The sequence below is a fragment of the Bacillus sp. TE9106W genome, assembly GCF_054062215.1.
Genome location: NZ_JBSSFA010000022.1, coordinates 51776 through 75204 on the forward strand (window position 1 = coordinate 51776; position 23429 = coordinate 75204).

The following is a 23429-nucleotide window of genomic DNA, read 5'->3' on the forward strand; positions in this document are numbered from 1 at the left end:
ATGGTCAAACATAATCCATTTCAATCACGTGCAACTTTTGAAGTAGATGGAAAAACGTATCATTATTATGATTTGAAAGCGCTTGAAAACGCAGGGGTTGGCAACGTATCTCAATTACCATATTCCGTGAAAGTTTTACTTGAATCAGTACTTCGTCAAGTAGACGGACGTGTAATTACAGAAGAGCATGTTACAAATTTAGCGAAATGGGGAACGAAAGATGTACAAGATATCGATGTTCCATTTAAACCATCTCGTGTAATTTTACAAGATTTCACTGGTGTTCCAGCTGTTGTTGATTTGGCTTCGCTTCGTAAAGCAATGGCAGACATGGGTGGGGATCCTGATAAAATTAATCCGGAAATTACTGTAGACCTTGTAATTGATCACTCTGTACAGGTTGATAGAGCGGGTACGGCAGACGCGCTTGCATTCAACATGGACTTAGAGTTTAAGCGTAATGAAGAACGTTATAAATTTTTAAGCTGGGCACAAAAATCATTTGATAACTACCGTGCAGTTCCACCAGCTACAGGTATTGTACACCAAGTAAACCTTGAATATTTAGCACCAGTTGTTCACGCTGTGAAAAATGCTGAAGGTGACTTAGTTGCATACCCAGATTCATTAGTTGGAACAGACTCACATACAACAATGATTAACGGTATCGGCGTTCTTGGATGGGGCGTTGGTGGTATTGAAGCAGAAGCAGGAATGCTTGGACAGCCTTCATACTTCCCGGTACCTGAAGTAATCGGTGTGAAATTAACGGGTACACTTCCAAGTGGTACTACAGCAACTGACGTTGCATTAAAAGTAACACAAGTATTACGTCAAAAAGGTGTAGTTGGTAAATTCGTTGAGTTCTTCGGTAATGGCTTAAAGAGCATGCCTTTAGCTGACCGTGCGACAATTTCAAATATGGCACCAGAATACGGCGCAACTTGTGGATTCTTCCCAATCGACGAAATTTCATTAGAATACTTGCGTTTAACAGGTAGAGATGAAGAACAAATTCGCGTTGTTGAAGAATACTGTAAAGCGAACGGCCTATTCTATACAGCAGACAGCAAAGATCCAATTTACACTGATCTTGTTGAAATTGATTTAAATACAATCGAATCTAACCTTTCTGGACCGAAACGCCCACAAGATTTAATTCCACTTTCAGATATGAAAGATGCGTTCCACAAAGCTGTTGTAGCACCAGTTGGAACACAAGGACTTGGATTTAATGAGCAAGAGTTTGATAAAGAAGTGAAGGTTACATTAGAAGATAAAGAAGTAACGATGAAAACAGGTGCAATTGCAATTGCTGCAATTACAAGCTGTACAAATACATCAAACCCATACGTATTAATTGGGGCAGGTTTAGTTGCGAAGAAAGCAATTGAAAAAGGACTTAAAGTACCTGAGTACGTAAAAACATCATTAGCACCAGGATCTAAAGTTGTTACTGAATACTTAGATAAATCAGGTTTAACAACGTATTTAGACCAATTAGGTTTCCAAACAGTTGGTTACGGCTGTACGACTTGTATCGGTAACTCTGGTCCATTAGCACCGGAATTAGAAGAAGCAATCGCAGCAAACGATTTATTAGTAACATCTGTTTTATCTGGTAACCGTAACTTTGAAGGTCGTATTCACCCGCTTGTAAAAGCGAACTACTTAGCATCACCACCACTTGTTGTGGCTTATGCACTTGCAGGTACTGTTGATATTGACCTGAAAAATGATGAAATCGGTAAAGATGCAAATGGCAATGCTGTTTACTTCAATGACATTTGGCCATCAGCTAAAGAAATTGAAGATGTAGTCCAAAGTGTTGTTACATCTGAACTGTTCAAGAAAGAATATGCACAAGTATTTAACAGCAATGAGCGTTGGAATGAAATCCAAACTTCAAACGAAGCTTTATATACTTGGGATAATAATTCAACATACATTCAAAACCCACCATTCTTTGAAGGTTTATCTAAAGAGCCAGGTGAAGTTGAAACGTTATCAGGCTTACGCGTAGTTGGTAAATTTGGTGACTCTGTAACGACAGACCACATTTCACCAGCAGGTTCAATCGGTAAGCACACACCAGCTGGACGATACTTATTAGAAAACGGCGTACAACCAGTTGACTTTAACTCTTACGGTTCTCGTCGTGGTAACCATGAAGTTATGATGCGTGGTACATTCGCGAACATCCGTATTAAAAACCAAATCGCACCAGGAACAGAAGGCGGATATACAACATACTGGCCAACTGGTGAAGTAACATCTATCTATGATGCTGCTATGAAATATAAAGAAGATGGCACAGGCCTTTTAGTTGTTGCTGGTAAAGATTACGGTATGGGAAGTTCTCGTGACTGGGCTGCAAAAGGTACAAACTTATTAGGTATTAAAGCAGTAATTGCAGAAAGCTTCGAACGTATTCACCGCAGTAACTTAGTGTTAATGGGCGTATTACCACTTCAATTTAAAGATGGCGAAAGCGCTGAAACATTAGGTCTTGTTGGTAACGAGTCATTTGAAATTCAAATTGACAAAACAGTTAGACCGCGCGATCTTGTAAAAGTAGTTGCAACTGATGCAGATGGCAACGAAAAACAATTTGAAGTAGTAGCTCGTTTCGATAGTGAAGTTGAAATTGACTACTACCGTCACGGTGGTATCTTACAAATGGTTCTTCGTGAGAAAATTGAAGAATCTAAAGTGTCAAACTAAATAATTGAAATGAACGAGAAGGAAGCTAACAACTGTTAGCTTCCTTATTTTATGGAAAGGGATGAAACCATTTGGTTTCATCCCTTTCTTTTTACTATAAAAAATGGAGGAAACGACATGAAAGAATATAAAAGAATTTTGTTACCGTTACAGAAAGAAAAAATATTGGTAATCGCAGCTATATGCAGTGGATCCTTTGCGGCTATTTTAAATCTATCCCGTCCACTATTCATGGGACTAATTGTAGATAATCTGATTCAACGAGAGCTGAAGGGAGCGTACCTTTACATTACTTTGTTTGCAGCTAGCCGCTTGTTGATGTGGGTGAACAATCTTTCATTTGATTATATAAGCTCCAAAGCAAGTCAACGAATATTGCGAAAGACACGTATAGATGTATTGCGCCATTTTTTCTTATTACCGTTTGAAGAGAGTGAGAAAATTAAACAAGGAGAGTTAGAGACGTTAGTTGTATCTGATATTCCGAACTGGGTCAGGCTATATGGTTCTATATTAATAGAATATATACACGCTATTGCGCAATTTATAGGTGCGTTTATAGCACTACAACATATAGATATACAGTTTATATTGTGGGTAACTCCATTTTTATTTTTAAGTGCAATGGTTCCGATGCTTTTAGGGAAGAAGGTAAGAAATATTGCTAGTATTGCTCAAAAAAATCAATCAACTGTTGTAGAGATGATGTCACAGTTTGTAAAAGGAGCGCAAGATTTACGTAGTTTGCAAAAAGAAAAATGGGCCATTCGCTTATTTAAAGGAGTAACAGCACAATCGTATAAAACAGAAGTAAAGAAGACGATGATGCAGCACTGCATTGGAGTAGTTGGAACAGTGATTGAAACAGGAGCATATATCGTTGTTCTTATTATAGGTGCGCAAAAAATAATGCAGGGTGAAATGGAAGTTGGTTCACTTGTTGCAGTTTTAGCGACAATAGAGATGCTCTTTTTCCCTGTCCGTTATGTGGGAGATTTATTAATGATGTCACAAGTTGCAGCTGCTTCGGCAAGTAGAGTGTTTTCCTTTTTAGATAAACGAGTGGCAAATAGTAATGTAGAAAGAGCGATGGGGATGACAATAACAAATGTTTCATTTCAGGAGAATGATGAAGAGAAATGTAGAATTCATAATATCGATTTGCAAATTAATCCTGGTGAACTCGTTATGATTGTAGGAGAAAGTGGTGCGGGAAAAACAACGCTTTTAAAATTAATGACAGGCTTGTATAAACCATCTAGCGGTAGTGTTGTTTATTACGGTAATGGGGCTCGAATGACTACAGTGTGGCAAGAACCTCGTTTTTTTTCGGACGACAGTAAAAGAGAATATGTATTTCAGAGAAGAGGGCTTAGAAAACAAGTTAGAAAAAAATGCTGAACTTGTAAACGTAACGCCGATTATTAGTGGATTACCTGAAGGGCTTCAAACTGTACTACATAAAAGTGGTGAAGAGTTTTCAGGGGGAGAAAGAAAACGTCTTGCATTATTGCGAGCAATTGTTTCAAATCCGAATCTTATTATTTTAGATGAACCAACAGCGGGATTAGATCCGAGCAATCAAGAAGTTGTTTGGGATATGATAGAAGGGCTAGGAAGCGATGTAACGAGAATTGTAGCAACGCATTATGTAGAGAAAGTGATACTAGCAGATCGCGTTGTCATCATGAAAGAAGGAAGTATTGTAGCATGTGGAAATCCTGAAAAATTAATAAATAATCATTCGTTTTTTAAAGGGTGTAAATAAAGATAAGCGCAATGCACTTATCTTTATTCAGCGTCATTTATTTGATACTCGATAGATTCAGAATGATTCAGATCAACATTAAAAGTAGCGGTCATAAGGAAAGTTGCAATTCCGAGGATTACGAAAAGGACGAATGAAACTAGAGAGATGTAGAGACAAATACGTCCTATTTTCTTTTTTTCAATATCTTTACTAAAGAGTGAAATGATCCACGCAATAATACCGATTGGATATAAAAGAAAACTAAGAATATATAATGTTATTTTTTCGAATGAATTCATAAAAATCCCCCTTTTGTTGAAAGTTATATAACTACGAAAGTAAAAAGGTGAATGGGTCCATAAGAAGATAAACAACACTTCATTTATTATTCTAATTATATGATGAAAAGGAAAAAATTACACTTTAAATAAGAATATTCAAATTATTTTGACTGTGAATATTTCCAAGCTTGTCCGTATAAGCTAAAATAAGGTATATAGCATTTGAATGGATATATTAAAAGAAGATAAACATGTTAGGGTGATATAAAATGTGGCGGAAGCTTACGATTATTGTAGTGTTACTTTGTTTAGCGGGATATGCAGCTTATGAACAGTTTGGTAAAAACGATCAGGCGGTACAAGGAGAGCAAGAAAAAAGTGAAGCTGCTATGAAAGAAATGATTGCAAGTAACGGTATTGAAATAGGAAAGAGTGCGCCAGACTTTGAATTAACGAAGTTAGATGGAACGAATATAAAGTTATCGGATTTGAAAGGAAAAAAGGTGATTTTAAACTTTTGGGCAACGTGGTGTGGACCTTGCCAGCAAGAAATGCCGGATATGGAAGCTTTCTATAAAAAACATAAAGATAACGTAGAAATTTTGGCAATAAATTATACGCCTTCCGAAAAAGGTGGAGGAGTAGAAAAGGTAAGTAATTTTGCGAAGGAAAAAGGAATTACATTTCCTATCTTATTGGACAAGAACATTGATGTAACAACAGCCTATAAAGTCATTACGATCCCAACTTCGTATTTTATAGATACAAAAGGTGTTATTCAAGATAAGTTCATTGGACCGATGACGCAAAAAGAGATGGAGAAACGAATTGCTAAATTAAAATAAAGGCGAAAAGGTAGAGGTGGAAAGTAGCCATTTCTGCCTTTTCTTTTTCACGTAGTGATAGCAGCATGTTATGATAAAAGAAATATAAACGTTTAGAGATAAAGGAGGGGTTCAAGTGGGGAATATATCCTTACCGTTAGATTATGTTGTAATTGACTTTGAAACAACAGGATTTAACCCTTATAATGATAAAATCATTCAAGTGGCAGCAGTGAAATATCGTAATCATGAACTAGTAGATCAATTTGTTTCCTATGTGAATCCGGAGCGTCCAATCCCGGATCGAATAACGAGTTTAACAGGTATTACAAATTATCGTGTTTCAGATGCACCGACGATTGAAGAAGTGTTACCTGTATTTTTAGCATTTTTACATACAAATGTAATTGTCGCTCATAACGCTTCTTTTGATATGCGCTTTTTGAAAAGCAACGTCAATATGCTTGGGTTACCGGAACCTCAAAACAAAGTGATTGATACTGTATTTTTAGCGAAGAAATATATGAAGCACGCACCTAATCATAAACTTGAAACGTTAAAGAGAATGCTCGGAATTCGTTTAAGCTCTCATAATGCATTTGATGATTGTATTACGTGTGCAGCTGTTTATCAAAAATGTGCATCTATTGAAGAAGAGGCAAAAAGGAAATTGAATAAGAAAGCACTTGATGAAACAGTAGTATATGAAGCGGTAAAAGAGATACTTGTACGAAATAAACGTGATATCGAATGGATTCGTTGCATGAATGTAGGCAGCTATTTAGATATAAAAGCTTTTTATCCAGTTATGAGATTAAAGGTAAAAGGGCGAAAGAAATATGTACTAACAGACATATTAGAAGATGATGTGAAAGAAATATGTACGAGTTTAGCATGTGAACCGGCATTAAAAAGTGAAGTTGGTAATACGAGAATTATGCTGAATAGCTTAGAGGATGTCTTGAAATTAGAAAGTTATATTTTAGAACAGTATGATTTCGTACTGCAAGCGCTGCGTGATTATAAACAAAGTGAAATGAATGCAGATGAAAAGTTAAAAGAGTATTTAAATATTATGGTATAAAAAAACTCCGTGTACGATTTATTGTACACGGAGTTTTTTTAGGAGTACTAAAACATAAAATTTTCTTACAAATCTGATTAAAGAGTTTTTCCTTTGCTCATACTATGTAATAAGAAAGTAATGGAGAGAGGGTGAACAGCATGAGAAGAAGTCGACGTAAATCATTTGACGAACTTGTGAAAGAAAATAAACAACAATTATTAAGCGATCGTGATGCAATCGATCGTATTGAAGAGCGTATTGAAAAACGTTATGAAATGAAACTTTTTAAGCAAGCTGAATAATTCTTAACACTAGTACGATACTAGTGTTAAGGAGGCGATAGTAATGGGTAATCCGAAAAAGAATTCAAAAGATTTTGCACCGAATCATATTGGAACACAATCAAAAAAAGCTGGTGGCAATAAAGGGAAGCAAATGCAAGACCAAACGGGTAAACAACCGATTGTTGATAACGGTTAAAGAAAAGGAGAATATTGTATTCTCCTTTTTTATGTATAAATTTGAGGGAAGATAGGTAATTTAAGATGGTGTGTATATACAATATTAGGAGGAAAGTACATGCCAAATCCAGATAATCGAAGTGATAACGCTGAAAAGTTACAAGAAATAGTGCAAAATACAATTGATAACTTTAATGAAGCAAAAGAAACAGCGGAGCTTTCTAATGAAAAAGACCGTTCTGCTATTGAAGCAAAAAATCAAAGACGTTTAGAAAGTATTGACTCATTAAAAAGTGAAATCAAAGATGAATCTTAACAGAATGTACAAAAAGGGCTGACTTTTGTCAGCCCTTTTTCGTAATTGTAAAGTTTTCAACGAGTAAACGCCAATTTTGTGGAAATGGCAAGCCAATCTTCCAATAACTAATACCGCCAATGCCTTGTTCTTTCATTAAATTGAATTTACTTTGAATAGATCTCGCATCTTCAAACCAAACTTCGTGTTGTACACCGTTTTCGTCAAAGTAATTGAAATGTGGAGCTTGAGCTGTGAAATCATAGCGGATCGGAACATTGTATTTACGAGCAAGTGCAACAGCTGCAACAGAGCTAACTGCTTTTGCTGGTGGGTTTCCTTGTTTGAACGGAAGTTTCCAATCGAATCCATATAAATTTTGTCCCATCATAATTTTTTGCGGAGGCATTTGAGATTTTGCATATTGAAGTACTTCTTTTACAGGACCGATAGGAGAAATAGCCATCGGTGGTCCGCCTTGCCAACCCCAGTCGTATGTCATAATGACGACGAAATCAACAATTTGACCTTGTGCTTTATAATCGTGAGCTTCGAAAAATTTTCCCTTTTGATTTGAACTTGTTTTCGGTACAAGTGTTGTACTTAATGTGTATCCGCTAGGTAAGCGTGTTTTCACATTTCGTAAAAAACGATTATACGCTTCGCGATCTTCAGGTGCCACGCTCTCGAAATCAAAATGAATGTCTCGCATACCGTACTTCTCAGCTGTTTGCAAAATGTTTGTAATAAATTTGTTTTGAATTGTTGCGTCCCGTAAAATAACTGATGTCAGATCGGCACTGAAATTTCCATTTTCGATGTTCGTAATAACGAGCATAGGAATGGTGTTTCCTTGCGTTGCAATATTAGCAATTTTAGCTGTTTCAGTTGGTTCTTTTAACGTACCATCTCTTTTTGCCTCGAAACTGAAGTAAGCTAAATATGTTAAAAATGGATTAATGGCACGTGTAGCATTAACTAAACTTTCTTTAATGGGGATAGTTGAAGGTTGTAAATAAGCGATGGATTCTACTGCTCGTTTCGTCCCTTTCGGTATATATAATTGCTGTCCAACATGGAGAATGGATTTTAAAGATAAGTTATTCACTTTAGCTAAACTAGCGAGAGGAACGTTATATGTTTGAGAGATTCGATATAAGCTATCGCCAGGCTGTACATAGTAATTATTTCCTTTCGTATTCACAATTAGTGCCTGACCAACAACGAGTGTTTCAGCTGGATTTAGTCCGTTGTCTTTTACTATTTCGTCAGGTGTTGATCCATATTTTGATGCCAAGCTATATACGCTATCACCGCTGCGAACCGTTACAATTTGAATCATATGCTTGCTCCTTTCGGGAAAAGATTCACTATTTTTATTTTATTTTTGATGTCACTGTATTATGATTAAATGTATGTAAGGCACCAGAAGTGAAAGAAGGCGAATCCATATGTTTGTAGCAGAACATGAAGTTGAAATCCGCTATGCGGAAACAGATCAAATGGGTGTTGTTTACCATTCAAACTATTTAGTGTGGCTTGAATTAGGTCGCACGAAACTTATACAAGATTTAGGGTTTTCATATGTTGAAATGGAGAAGGAAGGAATTATTTCTCCTGTTTTAGATTTGCAAATTTCTTATCGTAAAGCGATGCGTTACGGGGAAAAAGCAATTGTAAAGACGTGGGTTGATACAGTGAGCCCGCTTCGCGTTGTATATGGATATGAAATTTATAATGGTGATGGCGAACTTTGTATTACTGCAAGTACAACGAATATTTGTGCAAAAAAAGAAGGATTCCGCCCTGTATCATTTAAAAAGTTCTATCCAGAGTGGTATGCGAAATATGAGGAAATCAAGAAAAAATAAAAAAGCGTGGCAGAAGCCACGTTTTTTTATTTTTCATAATTAAATTGCGGGAAATCATCACCATCGTTAAATGTAACAACTAAATTATGTCCATCGAAGAACCACTCATCATCGCTTTCAATAAAGAAGTTAATATCTTCTTCTTGAATTTGAACAGTAGGGTGTGCAGGATCATCTTTACGAATACCTAAAGAAAGTCCTTTTTGCACAGTACTGCAACCACCGTATTGTACGAAAAAGCGTAGTGTTTCACCTGATTGTAAGTTTAATTCGTTTTTATACCATTGTGCTGCTTCTTTTGTTACGGAAAGATTCATGTATAGTTCCTCCAAATTATGTTGCTTTTTCTTTAGTATAAAAAATAACGCAAAAAGACGCTATTAATATGCTTCACGTTTTCTTTTTGCGTTATGTGGGTTACGATCTTATTTTTGCTTTTTTGAAAAGTTTGCTTTCGGTTCAGTTTTATTTATAATTCGTCCAATATTTGCACGGTGTTTATAAATAACCATACCTGCTAATAAACACATCGCAATAATGAAGATTTTATCCCCGCTAACAATGGATGCAATAACAGCAACAACTGCTGTTACCATAGAAGAAAGTGATACGTATCTTGTTGTAAATAAAAGGGTGAAAAATACAACAGCTAATATTGCAAAAACAACTGGTGAATAGCATAATAGCACCCCAGCAGAAGTTGCAACTGCTTTACCACCACGGAATTTCGCGAAAATCGGATACACATGTCCAAGAACAGCTGCTAGTCCGAACCATAGTGGATGAACATCTAACGCGAAAATAATTGGTAGGCTCGTTGCTAATGTACCTTTTAAAATGTCAGCAATTGTAACGATAAAACCTGCTTTTTTCCCTAATGTGCGGAATGTATTTGTTCCGCCTAAATTACCGCTTCCATGCTCACGAATGTCAATTCCATAACCAATCTTTCCAACGACTAGTGCAAATGGAATCGAGCCAAGTAAGTAGGCAACGATAAATAAAAGATATGTAGTAACCATAAGTTCAGTCTCCTTTATTCAAATGTGTTGATAAAGGGTAAAAAGAGTTTTTCCCGTATATTGTACCATACATTTGTAAAGAGCACATTTCTTTTTTGTAAATGAAAAATTCATTATTTCGTGCAAAAAATTTCACAGGAATGTTACATTTCTCACAGAAACAATAAGACTATATGTAGTAACATTTTAATCAAAAGACAACAACATATTGGTGGAGGGTTATAAATGTTACAAAAAAATACATGTGGAGAAGAATTAATGAGAGTGTTTGAGATGATTGTCCACGGCAATGAACAAGATTTAATGCAAGAAAATGCAAATGTAGATGGCCGCTCTCCGATGGGCGTAATGGGAACGTTCGCATCTGAGAGTGCAAAATATTATGCAGTTGAAAATTTATTGTCAGATCAAGTGAAAAAGGCGATCAATCAAAATATATTATATCCGCATGACTTAGATTTTTATGCGACTGGAACGACGACTTGTTCGCAGATTCCGTTAGCGCAAATGCTTGCGAACGGTTTTCATACCGGACATGGACATATGAGACAACCGCAAGACATTAAAAGTGCATTGGCTCTTTCATCTATTATTTTTCAAGCGAATCAAAATATGCAGCACGGTGGTCAATCATTTGCACTCTTTGATGTTGACTTAGCTCCATATGTGAGAAAAACAGTAGAGAGACATAAGAAACGATTGCAGTCATATCCGCTTACGAAAGAACAAATAGAAGAATTTGCGTGGAAAGAAACAGAAAATGATACGTATCAGGCTTGTGAAGCTTTCATTCATAATTCAAATAGTATGCATAGTAGGGGCGGAGGACAAGTACCGTTTATTTCTATTAATTATGGAACAGATACGTCTAAAGAGGGACGATTATTAGTTAGACAGCTTTTAAAAGCGACACAAGCTGGTCTTGGTAAAGGGGAAACACCAATTTTTCCTATTCAAATTTTTAAAATGAAAAAAGGTGTGAACTTTGAAGAATGTGATCCGAACTATGATTTATTTGAATTAGCGTTAGAGACAACGGCTGAAAGGTTATTCCCTAACTTTTCATTTTTAGATGCGCCATTTAATGCTGTGCATTATGATGGACGACCGGAAAGTGAAGTATGTTACATGGGATGTCGTACTCGTGTTATGTCGAACATACATGGAGAAGAAACGGCGATTGGAAGAGGGAATTTATCATTTACATCTATTAATTTAGTCAAATTAGCATTAATTAGTGGTTCAAAAGAAGCGTTTTTTGAAGCGTTAAATTATTATTTAGATTTAGGAATTAAGCAATTATTAGAGCGATTTGAGTATCAATGTACGAAGCGAGCAAGAGATTTCCGATTTTTATATTCACAAGGTGTATGGCGCGGTGGAGAAAAGTTACAGCCTGAAGATTCTGTAGCATCCATTTTAAAGCAAGGGACGTTAAGTCTTGGTTTTATCGGTCTTGCGGAGTGTTTAGTAGCTTTAACAGGAAAGCATCATGGAGAAGATGAAGAATCATGGAAACTCGGGTATGAAATTATTTCCTTTATGAGGGATAGAATGGATAAAGCGACAGAAGAACATGAACTGAATTTCTCGGTAATTGCAACTCCAGCAGAAGGATTATCAGGGAAGTTTGTGAAAAAAGATAGAGAAGAATTTGGCGTGATTAGCGGTATAACAAATCATAATTACTATACGAATTCATTCCATATTCCAGTTTATTATAACATTCAAGCGATAAATAAAATTCGTTTAGAAGGCCCGTTCCACGCTCTATGTAACGGGGGACATATTACGTATATTGAACTAGATGGAGCAGCAATGCATAACAAAAAGGCATTAAAACAAATTGTGCAAGCGATGGCAGAACATGGCGTTGGATACGGTTCTATTAATCATCCTGTTGACCGTTGTAAGTGCTGTAGTTATCACGGAGTTATTGGAAATGAATGTCCGAGCTGCGGAAATGAAGATGAGGCTAATATAGAAAGAATTCGCCGTATAACAGGTTATCTTGTAGGAGATATGTCGAAGTGGAATAGTGCGAAACGTAGTGAAGAGATGGATCGGGTGAAACATAAATGAAAGTGATGAACATTATTCATGATAGTGTAGTAGATGGAGAAGGGTTGCGGACAGTCGTGTTTTTTGCGGGCTGTCCGCATCGTTGTTTCGGTTGCCATAATCCGAAATCGTGGAATATTTGTAATGGAGCTGAAATGACAGTAGAAGAAATTGTGAAAGAGATTGCAAGTAATCCATTAACTGATGTAACATTTTCAGGTGGAGATCCATTTTTCCAAGCTGCTGAAGTGAAAAAAGTAGCAAAAGCTGTGAAAGATTTGAAAAAAAATTTATGGATGTATACAGGTTATACGTTAGAAGAGATACAGAGTTCTCAAAATAATGATATGATAGAGTTGTTACATTATGGGGATGTTTTAGTCGATGGAAGATTTGAAATCGAGAAAAAAGATTTAACACTTCCATTTCGCGGAAGCTCCAATCAACGTATTATTCGATTGAAAGAGTAAAAAGGCGGGATAGATTATTATGAATAAAACAGTATTACTTGTTGAAGATGAAAGAAGATTACGTGAAATTGTTAGCGATTATTTTCGCAATGAAGGCTTTGAAGTAATCGAAGCAGAAGACGGAAAAAAAGCGCTAGAATTATTTGCAGAGCATGAAATTGATTTAATTATGTTAGATATTATGTTACCAGAAATAGATGGATGGTCTGTTTGTAGACGAATTAGAAAAGAATCAGCAGTACCAATTATTATGCTAACAGCACGTTCGGATGAGGATGATACATTACTAGGATTTGAATTAGGTGCAGATGAATATGTAACGAAACCTTTCAGCCCGAAAGTGTTAGTAGCTCGCGCGAAGACGTTACTGAAACGTGCTGATGGCGTGGTAGGAGTAGCAGAAGAAAATGCTATGTCTTTAGCTGGAATAGAAGTGAATCGTCTATCTAGAACTGTTTTAGTAGATGGAGAAGAAATTATATTGACACATAAAGAATTTGAACTTCTCGTTTATTTAATGGAGAACAAAGGAATTGTGTTGTCACGTCAACATTTATTAGATCAGTTATGGGGATATGACTATTACGGTGATGACCGAACGGTTGATACTCATATTAAAAAACTACGAAATAAGCTAGGAGATAAAGCGAAGCATATCGGTACTGTTATTCGTGTTGGTTATAAATTTGAAGAATAACTCGGAACGTATTGTGTGCTTCAGTCTAGGAAAATAACAATTTTATATCCTCTTTTACAGGTGGAATGTACAAAAAATGCTTTTTTTGTCTACAATGTTAAATAAGTGTATTTTTTTAATTGGATTTCACGATGAGTTCACAAGAAGGACACAAAACGTGACTATACTGAAAATACGAATTCACCAGAGAGGGGAAGTAAACATGGGATATTACGACGGACCAAATTTAAATGAAGAGCATAGTGAAACGAGAGAAGTGAGAAAATCGGGCAGTAAAAAAGGCTATTTTTTCACAGGTTTAGTCGGAGCTGTAGTTGGGGCTGTTTCAATTAGTTTTGCGGCACCATATATGCCATGGGCTCAAAATAATGGAGCGGCTGTATCATCTTTTAGTTCAGATTCAAAAGTTGAAGGTACTGTAGTTCCTGTTGTCAATAAAGCAAAAAATGAAACGGATTTACCTGGTATGATTGAAGGCGCGAAAGATGTTGTTGTTGGTGTTATTAATATGCAACAAAGCATTGATCCATTTGCAATGCAACCGACAGGTCAAGAGCAACAAGCTGGTTCAGGATCAGGTGTTATTTATAAAAAAGCAGGGAATAAAGCATATATTGTAACGAACAATCATGTAGTAGATGGTGCAAATAAACTTGCTGTAAAACTGAGTGATGGCAAGAAGGTAGATGCAAAGCTTGTAGGGAAAGACCCTTGGTTAGATTTAGCTGTTGTTGAAATTGATGGTGCTAATGTTAATAAAGTTGCCACTTTAGGTGATTCAAGTAAACTTCGTGCGGGTGAAAAAGCAATTGCAATCGGTAACCCATTAGGATTTGACGGAAGTGTAACGGAAGGTATTATTAGTAGTAAAGAACGTGAAATTCCAGTAGATATCGATGGCGATAAGCGTGCAGATTGGAATGCTCAAGTTATTCAAACAGATGCAGCAATTAACCCTGGTAACAGTGGTGGTGCGTTATTTAACCAAAACGGAGAAATAATTGGGATTAATTCAAGTAAAATTGCACAACAAGAAGTTGAAGGAATTGGATTTGCTATTCCAATTAATATCGCAAAACCAGTTATTGAATCACTTGAAAAAGACGGAGTAGTGAAACGTCCAGCTCTTGGAGTAGGTGTCGTTTCATTAGAAGATGTGCAAGCTTATGCAGTAAATCAATTGAAAGTGCCAAAAGAAGTAACAAACGGCGTTGTATTAGGTAAAATTTACCCAATATCACCTGCAGAAAAAGCTGGTTTAGAGCAATATGATATTGTAGTAGCATTAGATAATCAAAAAGTAGAAAACTCACTTCAATTCCGTAAATATTTATATGAGAAGAAAAAAGTAGGCGAGAAAGTGGAAGTTACATTCTACCGTAACGGTCAAAAAATGACGAAAACAGCTACTTTAGCAGATAACTCAGCTACAAAGAATCAATAATCGGAATAAAAGAAAGTCTCTTTCATATTGAAAGAGACTTTCTTTATCGGCTATACTAAAGGAATAGGAGGGATTAATTATGACAATTGAAAACCCAACTCGTACGGAAATTGGTGAAGTATTAAAGAAAAGCAAAACAATTGCGGTTGTTGGATTATCAGATAAGCCAGAACGTACATCGTATATGGTTTCAAAAGCAATGCAAGATGCTGGATACCGCATTATTCCAGTTAACCCAACAGTAGATGAGGTGCTTGGAGAAAAGGCAGTTTCTTCACTAAAAGATATTAAGGAACACGTTGACATTGTAAATGTATTTCGTCGCTCAGAGTTTTTAATGGATGTTGCAAAAGAATTTGTAGAGATTGATGCAGATGTTTTTTGGGCACAATTAGGAGTACAAGATGAAGATACATACAAACTTTTAAAAGAAAAAGACTATACTGTAATAATGGATCGTTGTATAAAAGTAGAACATGCGATGACAAAATAGGGTAGACTGTAAAGTTAGAAAGATTGCTTCAGCCCACATTATAGATAAGTAGGGCCGATGAACGAGGTGTTCATCATGAGATTTTTTAAAGGCTGTTTTTGGGGATTGTTACTTGTAATCCCGTTTTGGATATTGATCATTTGGATCATAATAAAGGTTTGGAATGTGTAATCTTGGAATACATATCCATTTCTCGTTGACAAACGATTATTTTTCTGAAATAGTAGCCTAGAGGAATCCTTGTGAAAAAACAAGGATTTTTCTATTGAAAATGGTATATAAAAGAGATAAGATAACTTGCCAAAACTATAGTCGAGGCGTTATTCTATAATAGAAACATATGTTCTGATTTTGGATTAGGAAAGGGGCAAGGAGTTTGGCGAAGCATCAGTTCCAATATAATGAAGATGCGATTCAAGTGTTAGAAGGACTTGAAGCCGTTCGAAAACGCCCGGGTATGTATATCGGGAGCACGGACAGCCGTGGATTGCATCATTTAGTATACGAAATAGTAGATAACTCCGTTGATGAAGCGTTAGCGGGATTTGGCGACGAAATTTCTGTCGTAATACATAAAGATAATAGTATTAGCGTTATAGATAAAGGGCGAGGAATGCCTACGGGAATGCATAAGCTTGGAAAACCTACACCAGAAGTTATTTTAACTGTACTTCATGCCGGTGGTAAGTTTGGTCAAGGTGGTTACAAAACGAGTGGTGGTTTACACGGTGTTGGGGCATCAGTTGTAAACGCCTTATCTGAATGGTTAGTCGTAACGATTAAGCGTGACGGAAATATTTATGAACAACGCTTTGAAAATGGTGGTGTTCCTGTAACGACGCTTGAGAAAATCGGAAAGACGAAAGAATCTGGTACGACAATGCATTTCAAACCAGATACAACGATTTTCAGTACAACAAATTACAATTATGAAACATTATGCGAGAGATTACGCGAATCTGCATTCTTATTAAAAGGGATGAAAATCTCAATAAAAGATGAAAGAAATGATTTAGAAGATGTCTTTCATTATGAAACAGGAATTGAAGCTTTCGTTTCCTATTTAAACGAAGAAAAAGATTCAATTCACCCAGTTGTATACTTCACTGGTGAACAAAATGGGATTGAAGCAGAACTAGCATTTCAATTTAACGATGGCTACTCAGAAAATATTCTTTCGTTTGTAAATAATGTACGTACAAAAGATGGTGGAACACATGAAGCTGGATTTAAAACGGCGATGACACGTGTGTTTAATGAGTATGCTCGCAAAGTAGCACTATTAAAAGAAAAAGATAAAAACTTAGAAGGTACAGATATTCGTGAAGGTGTAGCAGCTATCGTTTCTGTACGTGTACCAGAAGAAGTACTTCAGTTTGAAGGACAAACGAAGGGGAAACTAGGTACAAGTGAAGCTCGTTCTTCAATTGATGCCATTGTATCAGAGCATTTGGCTTACTTTTTAGAAGAAAACCCGGACGTAGCCACACTTCTTGTGAGAAAAGCAATTAAAGCAGCGCAAGCACGTGAAGCTGCTCGTAAAGCGAGAGAGGAAGCGCGTACTGGTAAAAAGAAAAAGAAATCAGAAGGTACATTAAGTGGTAAGTTAACACCCGCACAATCACGTAACCCGCAGAAAAATGAACTGTACCTAGTAGAGGGTGACTCTGCCGGTGGTTCTGCGAAACAAGGGCGAGATCGACGTTTCCAAGCGGTATTACCATTACGTGGTAAAGTAATTAATACAGAAAAAGCAAAGCTTGCTGATATCTTTAAAAACGAAGAGATTAATACAATTATTTATGCGATTGGCGGCGGCGTAGGCAATGAATTTGATGTGGAAGACATTAACTACGATAAAGTTGTAATCATGACCGATGCCGATACAGACGGAGCGCATATTCAAGTATTGTTATTAACATTCTTCTACAGATATATGAAACCACTTATCGAAGCTGGTAAAGTGTTTATCGCACTTCCACCTTTATACAAAGTAAGTAAAGGAAAAGGAAAAAGTGAAGTAATTGAATATGCATGGTCAGATGAAGAATTAGATAGTGTAACAAAAAAAGTCGGAAAAGGCTATATGTTGCAGCGTTATAAAGGACTTGGCGAAATGAATGCAGATCAATTATGGGAAACAACGATGAATCCTGAAACGCGTACATTAATTCGCGTGAAAATTGATGATGCAGCAAGAGCAGAGCGCCGCGTAACAACATTAATGGGCGATAAAGTAGAACCGCGCCGTAAATGGATTGAGCGTAATGTACAGTTTGGTATGCAAGAAGAAGGAAATATTTTAGAAAATGAAATGATTATGGAGACGGAGGTGGAATAACATGCAAGCAGAGAAGTTTCATGACCTCCCGCTTGAAGACGTGTTAGGTGATCGCTTTGCACGTTATAGTAAATATATTATTCAAGATCGCGCACTTCCAGATGCGCGTGACGGCTTAAAACCAGTACAAAGACGTATTTTATATTCTATGTATGTAGAAGGAAACGTACACGATAAAGCGTTCCGTAAGTCAGCTAAAACAGTTGGTAACGTTATTGGTAATTATCATCCGCATGGTGATTCCTCTGTATATGAGGCGATGGTACGTTTAAGCCAAACATGGAAAGTACGTAATGTTTTAGTTGAAATGCACGGTAATAACGGCAGTGTTGACGGGGATCCGGCAGCAGCAATGCGTTATACGGAAGCACGATTATCACCAATTGCATCTGAGTTATTACGTGATCTTGATAAAGAAACAGTAGAATTCGTATCAAACTTTGATGATACGAGTGAAGAACCGGTTGTTTTACCAGCAGCGTTCCCGAACTTATTAGTGAACGGATCTACAGGAATTTCCGCTGGTTATGCAACAGAAATTCCTCCGCATCATCTTGGAGAAGTTATTGACGCTACAATGATGCGTATTGATAAACCGAATAGTACTGTTGATGATTTATTAACAGTTATGAAAGGTCCAGATTTCCCAACAGGTGGTATTATTCAAGGGATTGATGGTATTAAAAAGGCGTATGAAACAGGTAAAGGTAAAATTATTATTCGCGGGAAAGCAGAAGTTGAAACGGTTCGTGGCGGGAAACAGCAAATCGTAATTACTGAAATTCCATACGAAGTAAATAAAGCAAACCTTGTTAAGAAAATGGATGAGTTACGTCTAGATAAAAAATTAGATGGTATTGCTGAAGTACGTGATGAGACAGATCGTACAGGTCTTCGCATTGTCGTAGAATTAAAAAAAGAAGCAAATTCTGAAGGTATTTTAAATTATTTATATAAAAATACAGATTTACAAATTCCATATAACTTTAATATGGTAGCGATTAATAATCGTCGTCCAACGCTTATGACATTACCGAAAATTTTAGATGCATATATTGGCCATCAAAAAGAAGTTGTTACGAGACGTTCACAATATGAATTACGAAAGGCAGAAAATCGTCAACATATTGTAGAAGGTTTAAAGAAAGCATTATCGATTTTAGACCAAGTTATTGAAACGATTCGAGCTTCAAAAGATAAGCGTAATGCAAAAGATAATTTAAGTGCGAAATTTGGTTTTACAGAAGCGCAAGCGGAAGCAATTGTATCCTTGCAATTATATCGTTTAACGAATACAGATATTACAGCGCTACAACAAGAGGCAGATGAGCTTAATAAGAAAATTATTGAGCTACAGGCAATTTTACAAAGTGAAAAAAGATTACTTCAAGTAATTAAAACAGATTTAAAGAGAGTTAAGAAAACATATAGTGATGATCGACGCGCGATTATTGAAGATCAAATCGAGGAAATTAAAATCGATGTAGAAGTGATGATCCCACAAGAAGATGTCATCGTTACTGTAACGAAAGAAGGATATGTGAAACGTACTGGATGGCGCTCACATAATGCCTCAAATGGCAAAGACTTCGGTATGAAAGAGGGTGACATCTTACTTGAACGATTCGATACGAATACGACAGAGACAGTCCTCTTATTTACGAATAAAGGAAACTATATATATCTGCCAGTATACGAAATGCCAGATATTCGTTGGAAAGATTTAGGACAGCACGTTGCTAATATCGTTTCACTCGATCGGGATGAAACTATTATTTGGGCAACTGTCGTACCGAACTTTGAGGAAGAAAAGCGATTTATCGTATTTGTAACAAAGAACGGTATGATTAAGAAAACAGAATTAAACCAATATAAAGTACAGCGTTACTCAAGAGCATTCGTTGCTGTAAACTTGAAAAAAGATGATGAAGTTGTTGATATATTTGCGACAGATGGAACGAGTGATATCGTTCTTGCTACACACGGTGCATATGCACTTATTTTCCATGAAGATGAAGTAAGTCCAGTCGGTGTAAGAGCCGCTGGTGTGAAAGCAATTAATTTAAAAGAAGATGACTACGTCGCTTCTGGTAAACCATTAAATGCTGATAAAGATCAACTTATTCTCGTAACGCAGCGCGGTGCTGTAAAGCGCCTAAAAGCATCAGAAATTGAGAAATCAACGAGGGCGAAGCGAGGTCTTGTTATTTTCAAAGAATTAAAACGTAATCCATACCGCATTGTCGGTATTGAAATCGTTCGAGACGATGAACTAGTTTACATGAAGACAGAGAAACATATCGTAGAAGAAATTGACCCGAAAGCGTATCGAAATAAAGACCGGTATAGTAACGGTAGTTTAGTGCTAGATGTTAACGATACTGGTGAAGTTATTGAAACGTGGACGAAAAAACGACCGGAATAAAAAAAGCATCTTGCCATGAATAATGGCAAGATGCTTTTTTCTAGGCAATTTAGTATGAATCTTGTTATAATAACTGAATGAAATCGTTCTCATATAGTGAAAGTTTAATCAGTGGGGGTCTTGTTGCCCACAAATAGCGGGACAAATGGAGGTAATAACAGTAAATAAGAATCTATAAAAAACTATAAAAATTTACAATTACAGGTTTTATATTTTACAGAATTCAACCTATAATATTTTCAGGTGATGAAAAGGGGGAAAAGGATGAAAACAACACGTACTTGTAAAATCAATTCTATTACAAAAGAACAAACGGAAGATTTAATTACTTTGATTCGTACGTTCGAAAGTGCAAAACGATATAGTTTTAATCGTTTGATTGAGGGCGAAAACGAGAAAGAATTGATAAAAAAATTACAACCTAAATATTTGTTAAATAAACGTTTTTGTGAAGATGCGATTTTACAAGCGCAAACGATCCTCTTCTCTCAAAAAGAACTTCTTCCTGTTTACCTAGAAAACAATCAAAAAAAGTTAGAAAAGACGTTACAAAAAATAGGTGATTATGAAAGCGGTAGGAAAAAACCAAAAAAAGTTTCATTAGAAATTTGTCTAATTGGATTAAGAAAAAGACAACAAAAATTAGAGCAAAGAATTGAAACGTATGCAACACATATTAAAAATAAAACATTACCTCCTATTATTTTGGGTGGGCGGAAAAATTTCTATGAAAGAATGAAAAACAAGATATCCAATCAAGAATGGAAAGATTTGCGGACACGACAATTATATTCTCGTGGAGATAAAAGCAAAAAAGGGAATTTGAACATGCGCATTACAGTTGATGACTGTGGGCAAGGATGGTTAGAAATTGCAAATCCATTAGGACGAACAAATGGAAAAACAAAAAGCCCACGAATCAAAGTTCCGATTATCATTCCATATCATTTTTATCATCAAATCACAAATGTCGTTATGGGAAAGCAAATCGGTGTAAATCCAAAAGGAAAACCGATTATAGAGCATCAAAAATATAGTGTAGAAATCATTCGTAAACAAAATGAATTTTATGTAAATATTACGTTTAATGAAACAGAAATAGGTCGTGTACTAGATTTCAAGGAAACACCACAATCAGATGTAATTGCAGGAATTGATGTAAATCCGGACCGCATTGCAGTTAGTTTATGTACAAAACAAGGTAATTTTAAAGGTTCAAAAATTTTTTATCTACACAATCTGAATACATTTTCAACAAACAAACGCGCAACGATAATTGGACAAATCGTAAAACAAATTAAAACATGGTTATTGGAAAACAATGTAGGTGGAATTGTTTTAGAAGATTTAAAGTTTCAACAATCTCATGATACTGATACATACAGTAATCGTAATTTCCATCAATTTACGTATAAAAAGATGTTGAACAGTTTAATTCGTATGGCTCTTCGTAACGGATTTTCTATTAAAACAGTAAACCCCGCTTATACAAGTGTGATCGGAAAATTAAAATACAGTAAAAATTTCGGTATTAGCGTTCATGAAGCAGCCGCATTCACGATCGCAAGACGTGGATTAGAATTGCAAGAACAATTACCAAAAGAGATTATATTATTATTAAAAAACCAAATTACAACAAAACTGCGTATTCTTGTTGCTTCCATGGAAGAAAGTAAAAAGAATACGAAAAAAGTATATAAAAAATGGTTACAAACAATTCAAACGTGGAAAGAATATCACAATTGGAAATTGTGGAGCATTCTTCACAAAACTGTTTATATGAGCAATCAACAATTCGTATTTAAAATTTAAATGAGAAGGGGGGTACTGGTTTATTTCTTATAACCTCTTGCATGCTACTGACTTGGATGAATGGTAGTATGCAAGGACAGATCGTTCCTAACAGGAACCTGCCGTCATTCTTTCACAATAGGTGGATGAAAAGGTCACAACCCTTACGGACAGGAAAAAGGTGAGATTCCTTTTCGGTAGTTGGCATTTGACTTGGTTCGCCAACGATTTATAGATTTTTATAAGAATTTTAAACCAGGGGCAACATGAAAAAAATAGGTGTAGGGATTGTAGGGTTTGGATTTTCTAGTACAACATTTCACATCCCATTATTACAAACGATAGAAGAATACGATATTCGTGCCGTATTATCTTCAAAAGAAGAGGTAGTAAAAGAAACATTACCGAATGCTAACGTCGTTAGTACAATTGATGAATTGGTGAAGCGAGCTGATATTGACTTAGTTGTTATTACTTCACCAAATACAACTCATTTTCCATATGTAAAAGAAGCAATATTAAACGGTAAGCATGTTGTTGTAGAGAAACCATTTGTTGTTTCAATTGAAGAAGGAGAAGAGCTTATTTCATTAGCAGAGCAGCATAATGTCGTATTAAGTGTATATCATAACCGCCGTTTTGATAATGATTTCTTAACGATAAAGAAATTATTAGAAGAGGATAGAATAGGGAATGTATACGCATATGAGGCGCATTTCGATCGCTTCCGTCCACATGTACGTGATCGATGGAGAGAAAAGAACTTACCAGGATCAGGTATATTATATGACTTAGGCTCGCATTTAATTGACCAAGCATTATCATTATTTGGGAAACCAAATGCAATCAGTGCAGATGTAATCAAACAACGACCAGGTGCAGAAATTGATGATTATTTCCACATAGTACTTCATTACGGAGTTAAACGTGTCATTTTACGTAGTAGCAGTTATGTGAAAAAAGCCGGTCCACACTTTACAATGCATGGGGATAAAGGTTCTATCGTGAAATATGGTATGGATTCACAGGAAGAACAATTAAAAAATGGAATGAAGCCAGGGGATAACGGTTACGGAGTAGATACTGAAGCGAATTTTGCTACTGTAGAAACAGAAGAAGAGTTAGTGCGTATTCCAACAGAAGTTGGCTGTTATGACATGTACTATAAAGGTGTAAGAGATAGTATTATAAGTGGTGAGAAATTACCTGTGACAGCACAAGAAGGTTTAGAAGTTATTAAGCTGATTCAATTAGCGGTTGAAAGTAGTGAAACGGGTAGAATCATATTTATGAAATAAAAAGACACGAATTTCGTGTCTTTTTATTTTGCGTGCCCAGCTAAGCTGGGCACTGCTTGCTGGTGAAAGTCCAGCCTAGGTAAGAGCCAAGTCGCCTAGTAGCTGACAGGCAACT

20 protein-coding genes and 1 pseudogene are annotated in these 23429 nt (G+C 36.1%); 17 read left to right on the forward strand and 4 right to left on the reverse strand.

The window, feature by feature from the left end; translation table 11 throughout:
- A complete protein-coding gene (acnA, locus tag ACVWY7_RS25715; protein WP_456524058.1) occupies positions 1 to 2724 on the forward strand; it encodes an aconitate hydratase AcnA in 2724 nt (907 codons plus the stop codon).
- A 117-nt stretch (positions 2725 to 2841) separates the two neighbouring features.
- Positions 2842 to 4492 (forward strand): annotated as a pseudogene (locus tag ACVWY7_RS25720) (ABC transporter ATP-binding protein).
- 23 nt (positions 4493 to 4515) lie between these two features.
- Here ACVWY7_RS25720 and ACVWY7_RS25725 read toward each other — a convergent pair.
- Positions 4516 to 4773, reverse strand: a complete 258-nt coding sequence (locus ACVWY7_RS25725; protein WP_001083863.1) for a hypothetical protein — start codon at positions 4771 to 4773, stop codon at positions 4516 to 4518.
- A gap of 251 nt (positions 4774 to 5024) precedes the next feature.
- Here ACVWY7_RS25725 and ACVWY7_RS25730 point away from each other — a divergent pair, with 251 nt between their 5' ends.
- The 5 genes from ACVWY7_RS25730 to tlp all read left to right on the forward strand — a co-directional run bounded on the left by ACVWY7_RS25730 (position 5025) and on the right by tlp (position 7422).
- On the forward strand, positions 5025 to 5600 hold the full coding sequence (locus ACVWY7_RS25730; RefSeq protein ID WP_000269066.1) for a TlpA family protein disulfide reductase: 576 nt from the start codon (positions 5025 to 5027) through the stop codon (positions 5598 to 5600).
- Positions 5601 to 5715: 115 nt separating this feature from the next.
- A complete protein-coding gene (locus ACVWY7_RS25735; protein WP_000526913.1) occupies positions 5716 to 6663 on the forward strand; it encodes a 3'-5' exonuclease in 948 nt (315 codons plus the stop codon).
- 140 nt (positions 6664 to 6803) lie between these two features.
- Entirely contained in the window at positions 6804 to 6947 is a 144-nt protein-coding gene (locus tag ACVWY7_RS25740; RefSeq protein WP_001254697.1) for an FbpB family small basic protein, read from the forward strand.
- Between the two features lie 43 nt (positions 6948 to 6990).
- On the forward strand, positions 6991 to 7125 hold the full coding sequence (sspN, locus tag ACVWY7_RS25745; RefSeq protein ID WP_000527987.1) for an acid-soluble spore protein SspN: 135 nt from the start codon (positions 6991 to 6993) through the stop codon (positions 7123 to 7125).
- A 99-nt stretch (positions 7126 to 7224) separates the two neighbouring features.
- Positions 7225 to 7422 carry a small acid-soluble spore protein Tlp gene (gene tlp, locus ACVWY7_RS25750; protein ID WP_456524059.1) on the forward strand — a complete coding sequence of 66 codons (198 nt, stop codon included), beginning with the start codon at positions 7225 to 7227 and terminating at the stop codon, positions 7420 to 7422.
- Positions 7423 to 7450: 28 nt separating this feature from the next.
- Here the strand turns inward: tlp and ACVWY7_RS25755 are convergent, their stop codons facing one another.
- The gene (locus ACVWY7_RS25755) at positions 7451 to 8743 is read right to left on the reverse strand and encodes a glycosyl hydrolase family 18 protein (RefSeq protein ID WP_000614840.1); all 1293 of its coding nucleotides are present in this window, start codon (positions 8741 to 8743) and stop codon (positions 7451 to 7453) included.
- A gap of 109 nt (positions 8744 to 8852) precedes the next feature.
- Here ACVWY7_RS25755 and ACVWY7_RS25760 point away from each other — a divergent pair, with 109 nt between their 5' ends.
- Positions 8853 to 9272, forward strand: coding sequence for an acyl-CoA thioesterase (locus ACVWY7_RS25760; RefSeq protein ID WP_000495810.1), 420 nt, complete (start codon positions 8853 to 8855; stop codon positions 9270 to 9272).
- Positions 9273 to 9298: 26 nt separating this feature from the next.
- Here the strand turns inward: ACVWY7_RS25760 and ACVWY7_RS25765 are convergent, their stop codons facing one another.
- Positions 9299 to 9589 carry a HesB/YadR/YfhF family protein gene (locus tag ACVWY7_RS25765; RefSeq protein WP_001054445.1) on the reverse strand — a complete coding sequence of 97 codons (291 nt, stop codon included), beginning with the start codon at positions 9587 to 9589 and terminating at the stop codon, positions 9299 to 9301.
- 108 nt (positions 9590 to 9697) lie between these two features.
- The gene (gene plsY, locus ACVWY7_RS25770; RefSeq protein ID WP_456524060.1) at positions 9698 to 10294 is read right to left on the reverse strand and encodes a glycerol-3-phosphate 1-O-acyltransferase PlsY; all 597 of its coding nucleotides are present in this window, start codon (positions 10292 to 10294) and stop codon (positions 9698 to 9700) included.
- Positions 10295 to 10519: 225 nt separating this feature from the next.
- Here plsY and ACVWY7_RS25775 point away from each other — a divergent pair, with 225 nt between their 5' ends.
- The 9 genes from ACVWY7_RS25775 to ACVWY7_RS25815 all read left to right on the forward strand — a co-directional run bounded on the left by ACVWY7_RS25775 (position 10520) and on the right by ACVWY7_RS25815 (position 23314).
- Positions 10520 to 12376 carry an anaerobic ribonucleoside triphosphate reductase gene (locus tag ACVWY7_RS25775; RefSeq protein WP_000939589.1) on the forward strand — a complete coding sequence of 619 codons (1857 nt, stop codon included), beginning with the start codon at positions 10520 to 10522 and terminating at the stop codon, positions 12374 to 12376.
- Positions 12373 to 12825: an anaerobic ribonucleoside-triphosphate reductase activating protein gene (nrdG, locus tag ACVWY7_RS25780; protein WP_073525916.1), complete on the forward strand. Its 453-nt coding sequence runs from the start codon at positions 12373 to 12375 to the stop codon at positions 12823 to 12825. Before ACVWY7_RS25775 ends, nrdG begins: the two co-directional genes overlap by 4 nt.
- A gap of 19 nt (positions 12826 to 12844) precedes the next feature.
- Entirely contained in the window at positions 12845 to 13522 is a 678-nt protein-coding gene (locus tag ACVWY7_RS25785) for a response regulator transcription factor (protein WP_001044683.1), read from the forward strand.
- Positions 13523 to 13724: 202 nt separating this feature from the next.
- Positions 13725 to 14966: a S1C family serine protease gene (locus ACVWY7_RS25790; RefSeq protein WP_000542634.1), complete on the forward strand. Its 1242-nt coding sequence runs from the start codon at positions 13725 to 13727 to the stop codon at positions 14964 to 14966.
- Between the two features lie 79 nt (positions 14967 to 15045).
- The gene (locus tag ACVWY7_RS25795) at positions 15046 to 15459 is read left to right on the forward strand and encodes a CoA-binding protein (protein ID WP_000151390.1); all 414 of its coding nucleotides are present in this window, start codon (positions 15046 to 15048) and stop codon (positions 15457 to 15459) included.
- Positions 15460 to 15835: 376 nt separating this feature from the next.
- Positions 15836 to 17800 (forward strand): DNA topoisomerase IV subunit B, encoded by a 1965-nt coding sequence (parE, locus tag ACVWY7_RS25800; RefSeq protein ID WP_001062204.1) that lies wholly within the window; start codon positions 15836 to 15838, stop codon positions 17798 to 17800.
- Between the two features lies 1 nt (position 17801).
- Positions 17802 to 20225 carry a DNA topoisomerase IV subunit A gene (gene parC, locus ACVWY7_RS25805; protein WP_001147475.1) on the forward strand — a complete coding sequence of 808 codons (2424 nt, stop codon included), beginning with the start codon at positions 17802 to 17804 and terminating at the stop codon, positions 20223 to 20225.
- Between the two features lie 264 nt (positions 20226 to 20489).
- A complete protein-coding gene (locus ACVWY7_RS25810) occupies positions 20490 to 22037 on the forward strand; it encodes an IS200/IS605 family accessory protein TnpB-related protein (protein ID WP_456524061.1) in 1548 nt (515 codons plus the stop codon).
- A 245-nt stretch (positions 22038 to 22282) separates the two neighbouring features.
- Complete coding sequence (locus ACVWY7_RS25815) at positions 22283 to 23314, forward strand: oxidoreductase (protein WP_002080391.1); 1032 nt, start codon at positions 22283 to 22285, stop codon at positions 23312 to 23314.
- The last annotated feature ends 115 nt before the right edge of the window (positions 23315 to 23429 follow it).

Excerpts from the sequence above, each read along its gene's own strand:
- acnA (WP_456524058.1), top strand. The coding sequence starts at position 1 with ATGGTCAAACATAATCCATTTCAATCACGTGCAACTTTTGAAGTAGAT.
- ACVWY7_RS25725 (WP_001083863.1), bottom strand. The coding sequence starts at position 4,773 with ATGAATTCATTCGAAAAAATAACATTATATATTCTTAGTTTTCTTTTA.
- ACVWY7_RS25730 (WP_000269066.1), top strand. The coding sequence starts at position 5,025 with ATGTGGCGGAAGCTTACGATTATTGTAGTGTTACTTTGTTTAGCGGGA.
- ACVWY7_RS25740 (WP_001254697.1), top strand. The coding sequence starts at position 6,804 with ATGAGAAGAAGTCGACGTAAATCATTTGACGAACTTGTGAAAGAAAAT.
- sspN (WP_000527987.1), top strand. The coding sequence starts at position 6,991 with ATGGGTAATCCGAAAAAGAATTCAAAAGATTTTGCACCGAATCATATT.
- tlp (WP_456524059.1), top strand. The coding sequence starts at position 7,225 with ATGCCAAATCCAGATAATCGAAGTGATAACGCTGAAAAGTTACAAGAA.
- ACVWY7_RS25755 (WP_000614840.1), bottom strand. The coding sequence starts at position 8,743 with ATGATTCAAATTGTAACGGTTCGCAGCGGTGATAGCGTATATAGCTTG.
- ACVWY7_RS25760 (WP_000495810.1), top strand. The coding sequence starts at position 8,853 with ATGTTTGTAGCAGAACATGAAGTTGAAATCCGCTATGCGGAAACAGAT.
- ACVWY7_RS25765 (WP_001054445.1), bottom strand. The coding sequence starts at position 9,589 with ATGAATCTTTCCGTAACAAAAGAAGCAGCACAATGGTATAAAAACGAA.
- plsY (WP_456524060.1), bottom strand. The coding sequence starts at position 10,294 with ATGGTTACTACATATCTTTTATTTATCGTTGCCTACTTACTTGGCTCG.
- ACVWY7_RS25775 (WP_000939589.1), top strand. The coding sequence starts at position 10,520 with ATGTTACAAAAAAATACATGTGGAGAAGAATTAATGAGAGTGTTTGAG.
- nrdG (WP_073525916.1), top strand. The coding sequence starts at position 12,373 with ATGAAAGTGATGAACATTATTCATGATAGTGTAGTAGATGGAGAAGGG.
- ACVWY7_RS25785 (WP_001044683.1), top strand. The coding sequence starts at position 12,845 with ATGAATAAAACAGTATTACTTGTTGAAGATGAAAGAAGATTACGTGAA.
- ACVWY7_RS25790 (WP_000542634.1), top strand. The coding sequence starts at position 13,725 with ATGGGATATTACGACGGACCAAATTTAAATGAAGAGCATAGTGAAACG.
- ACVWY7_RS25795 (WP_000151390.1), top strand. The coding sequence starts at position 15,046 with ATGACAATTGAAAACCCAACTCGTACGGAAATTGGTGAAGTATTAAAG.
- parC (WP_001147475.1), top strand. The coding sequence starts at position 17,802 with ATGCAAGCAGAGAAGTTTCATGACCTCCCGCTTGAAGACGTGTTAGGT.
- ACVWY7_RS25810 (WP_456524061.1), top strand. The coding sequence starts at position 20,490 with ATGAAAACAACACGTACTTGTAAAATCAATTCTATTACAAAAGAACAA.
- ACVWY7_RS25815 (WP_002080391.1), top strand. The coding sequence starts at position 22,283 with ATGAAAAAAATAGGTGTAGGGATTGTAGGGTTTGGATTTTCTAGTACA.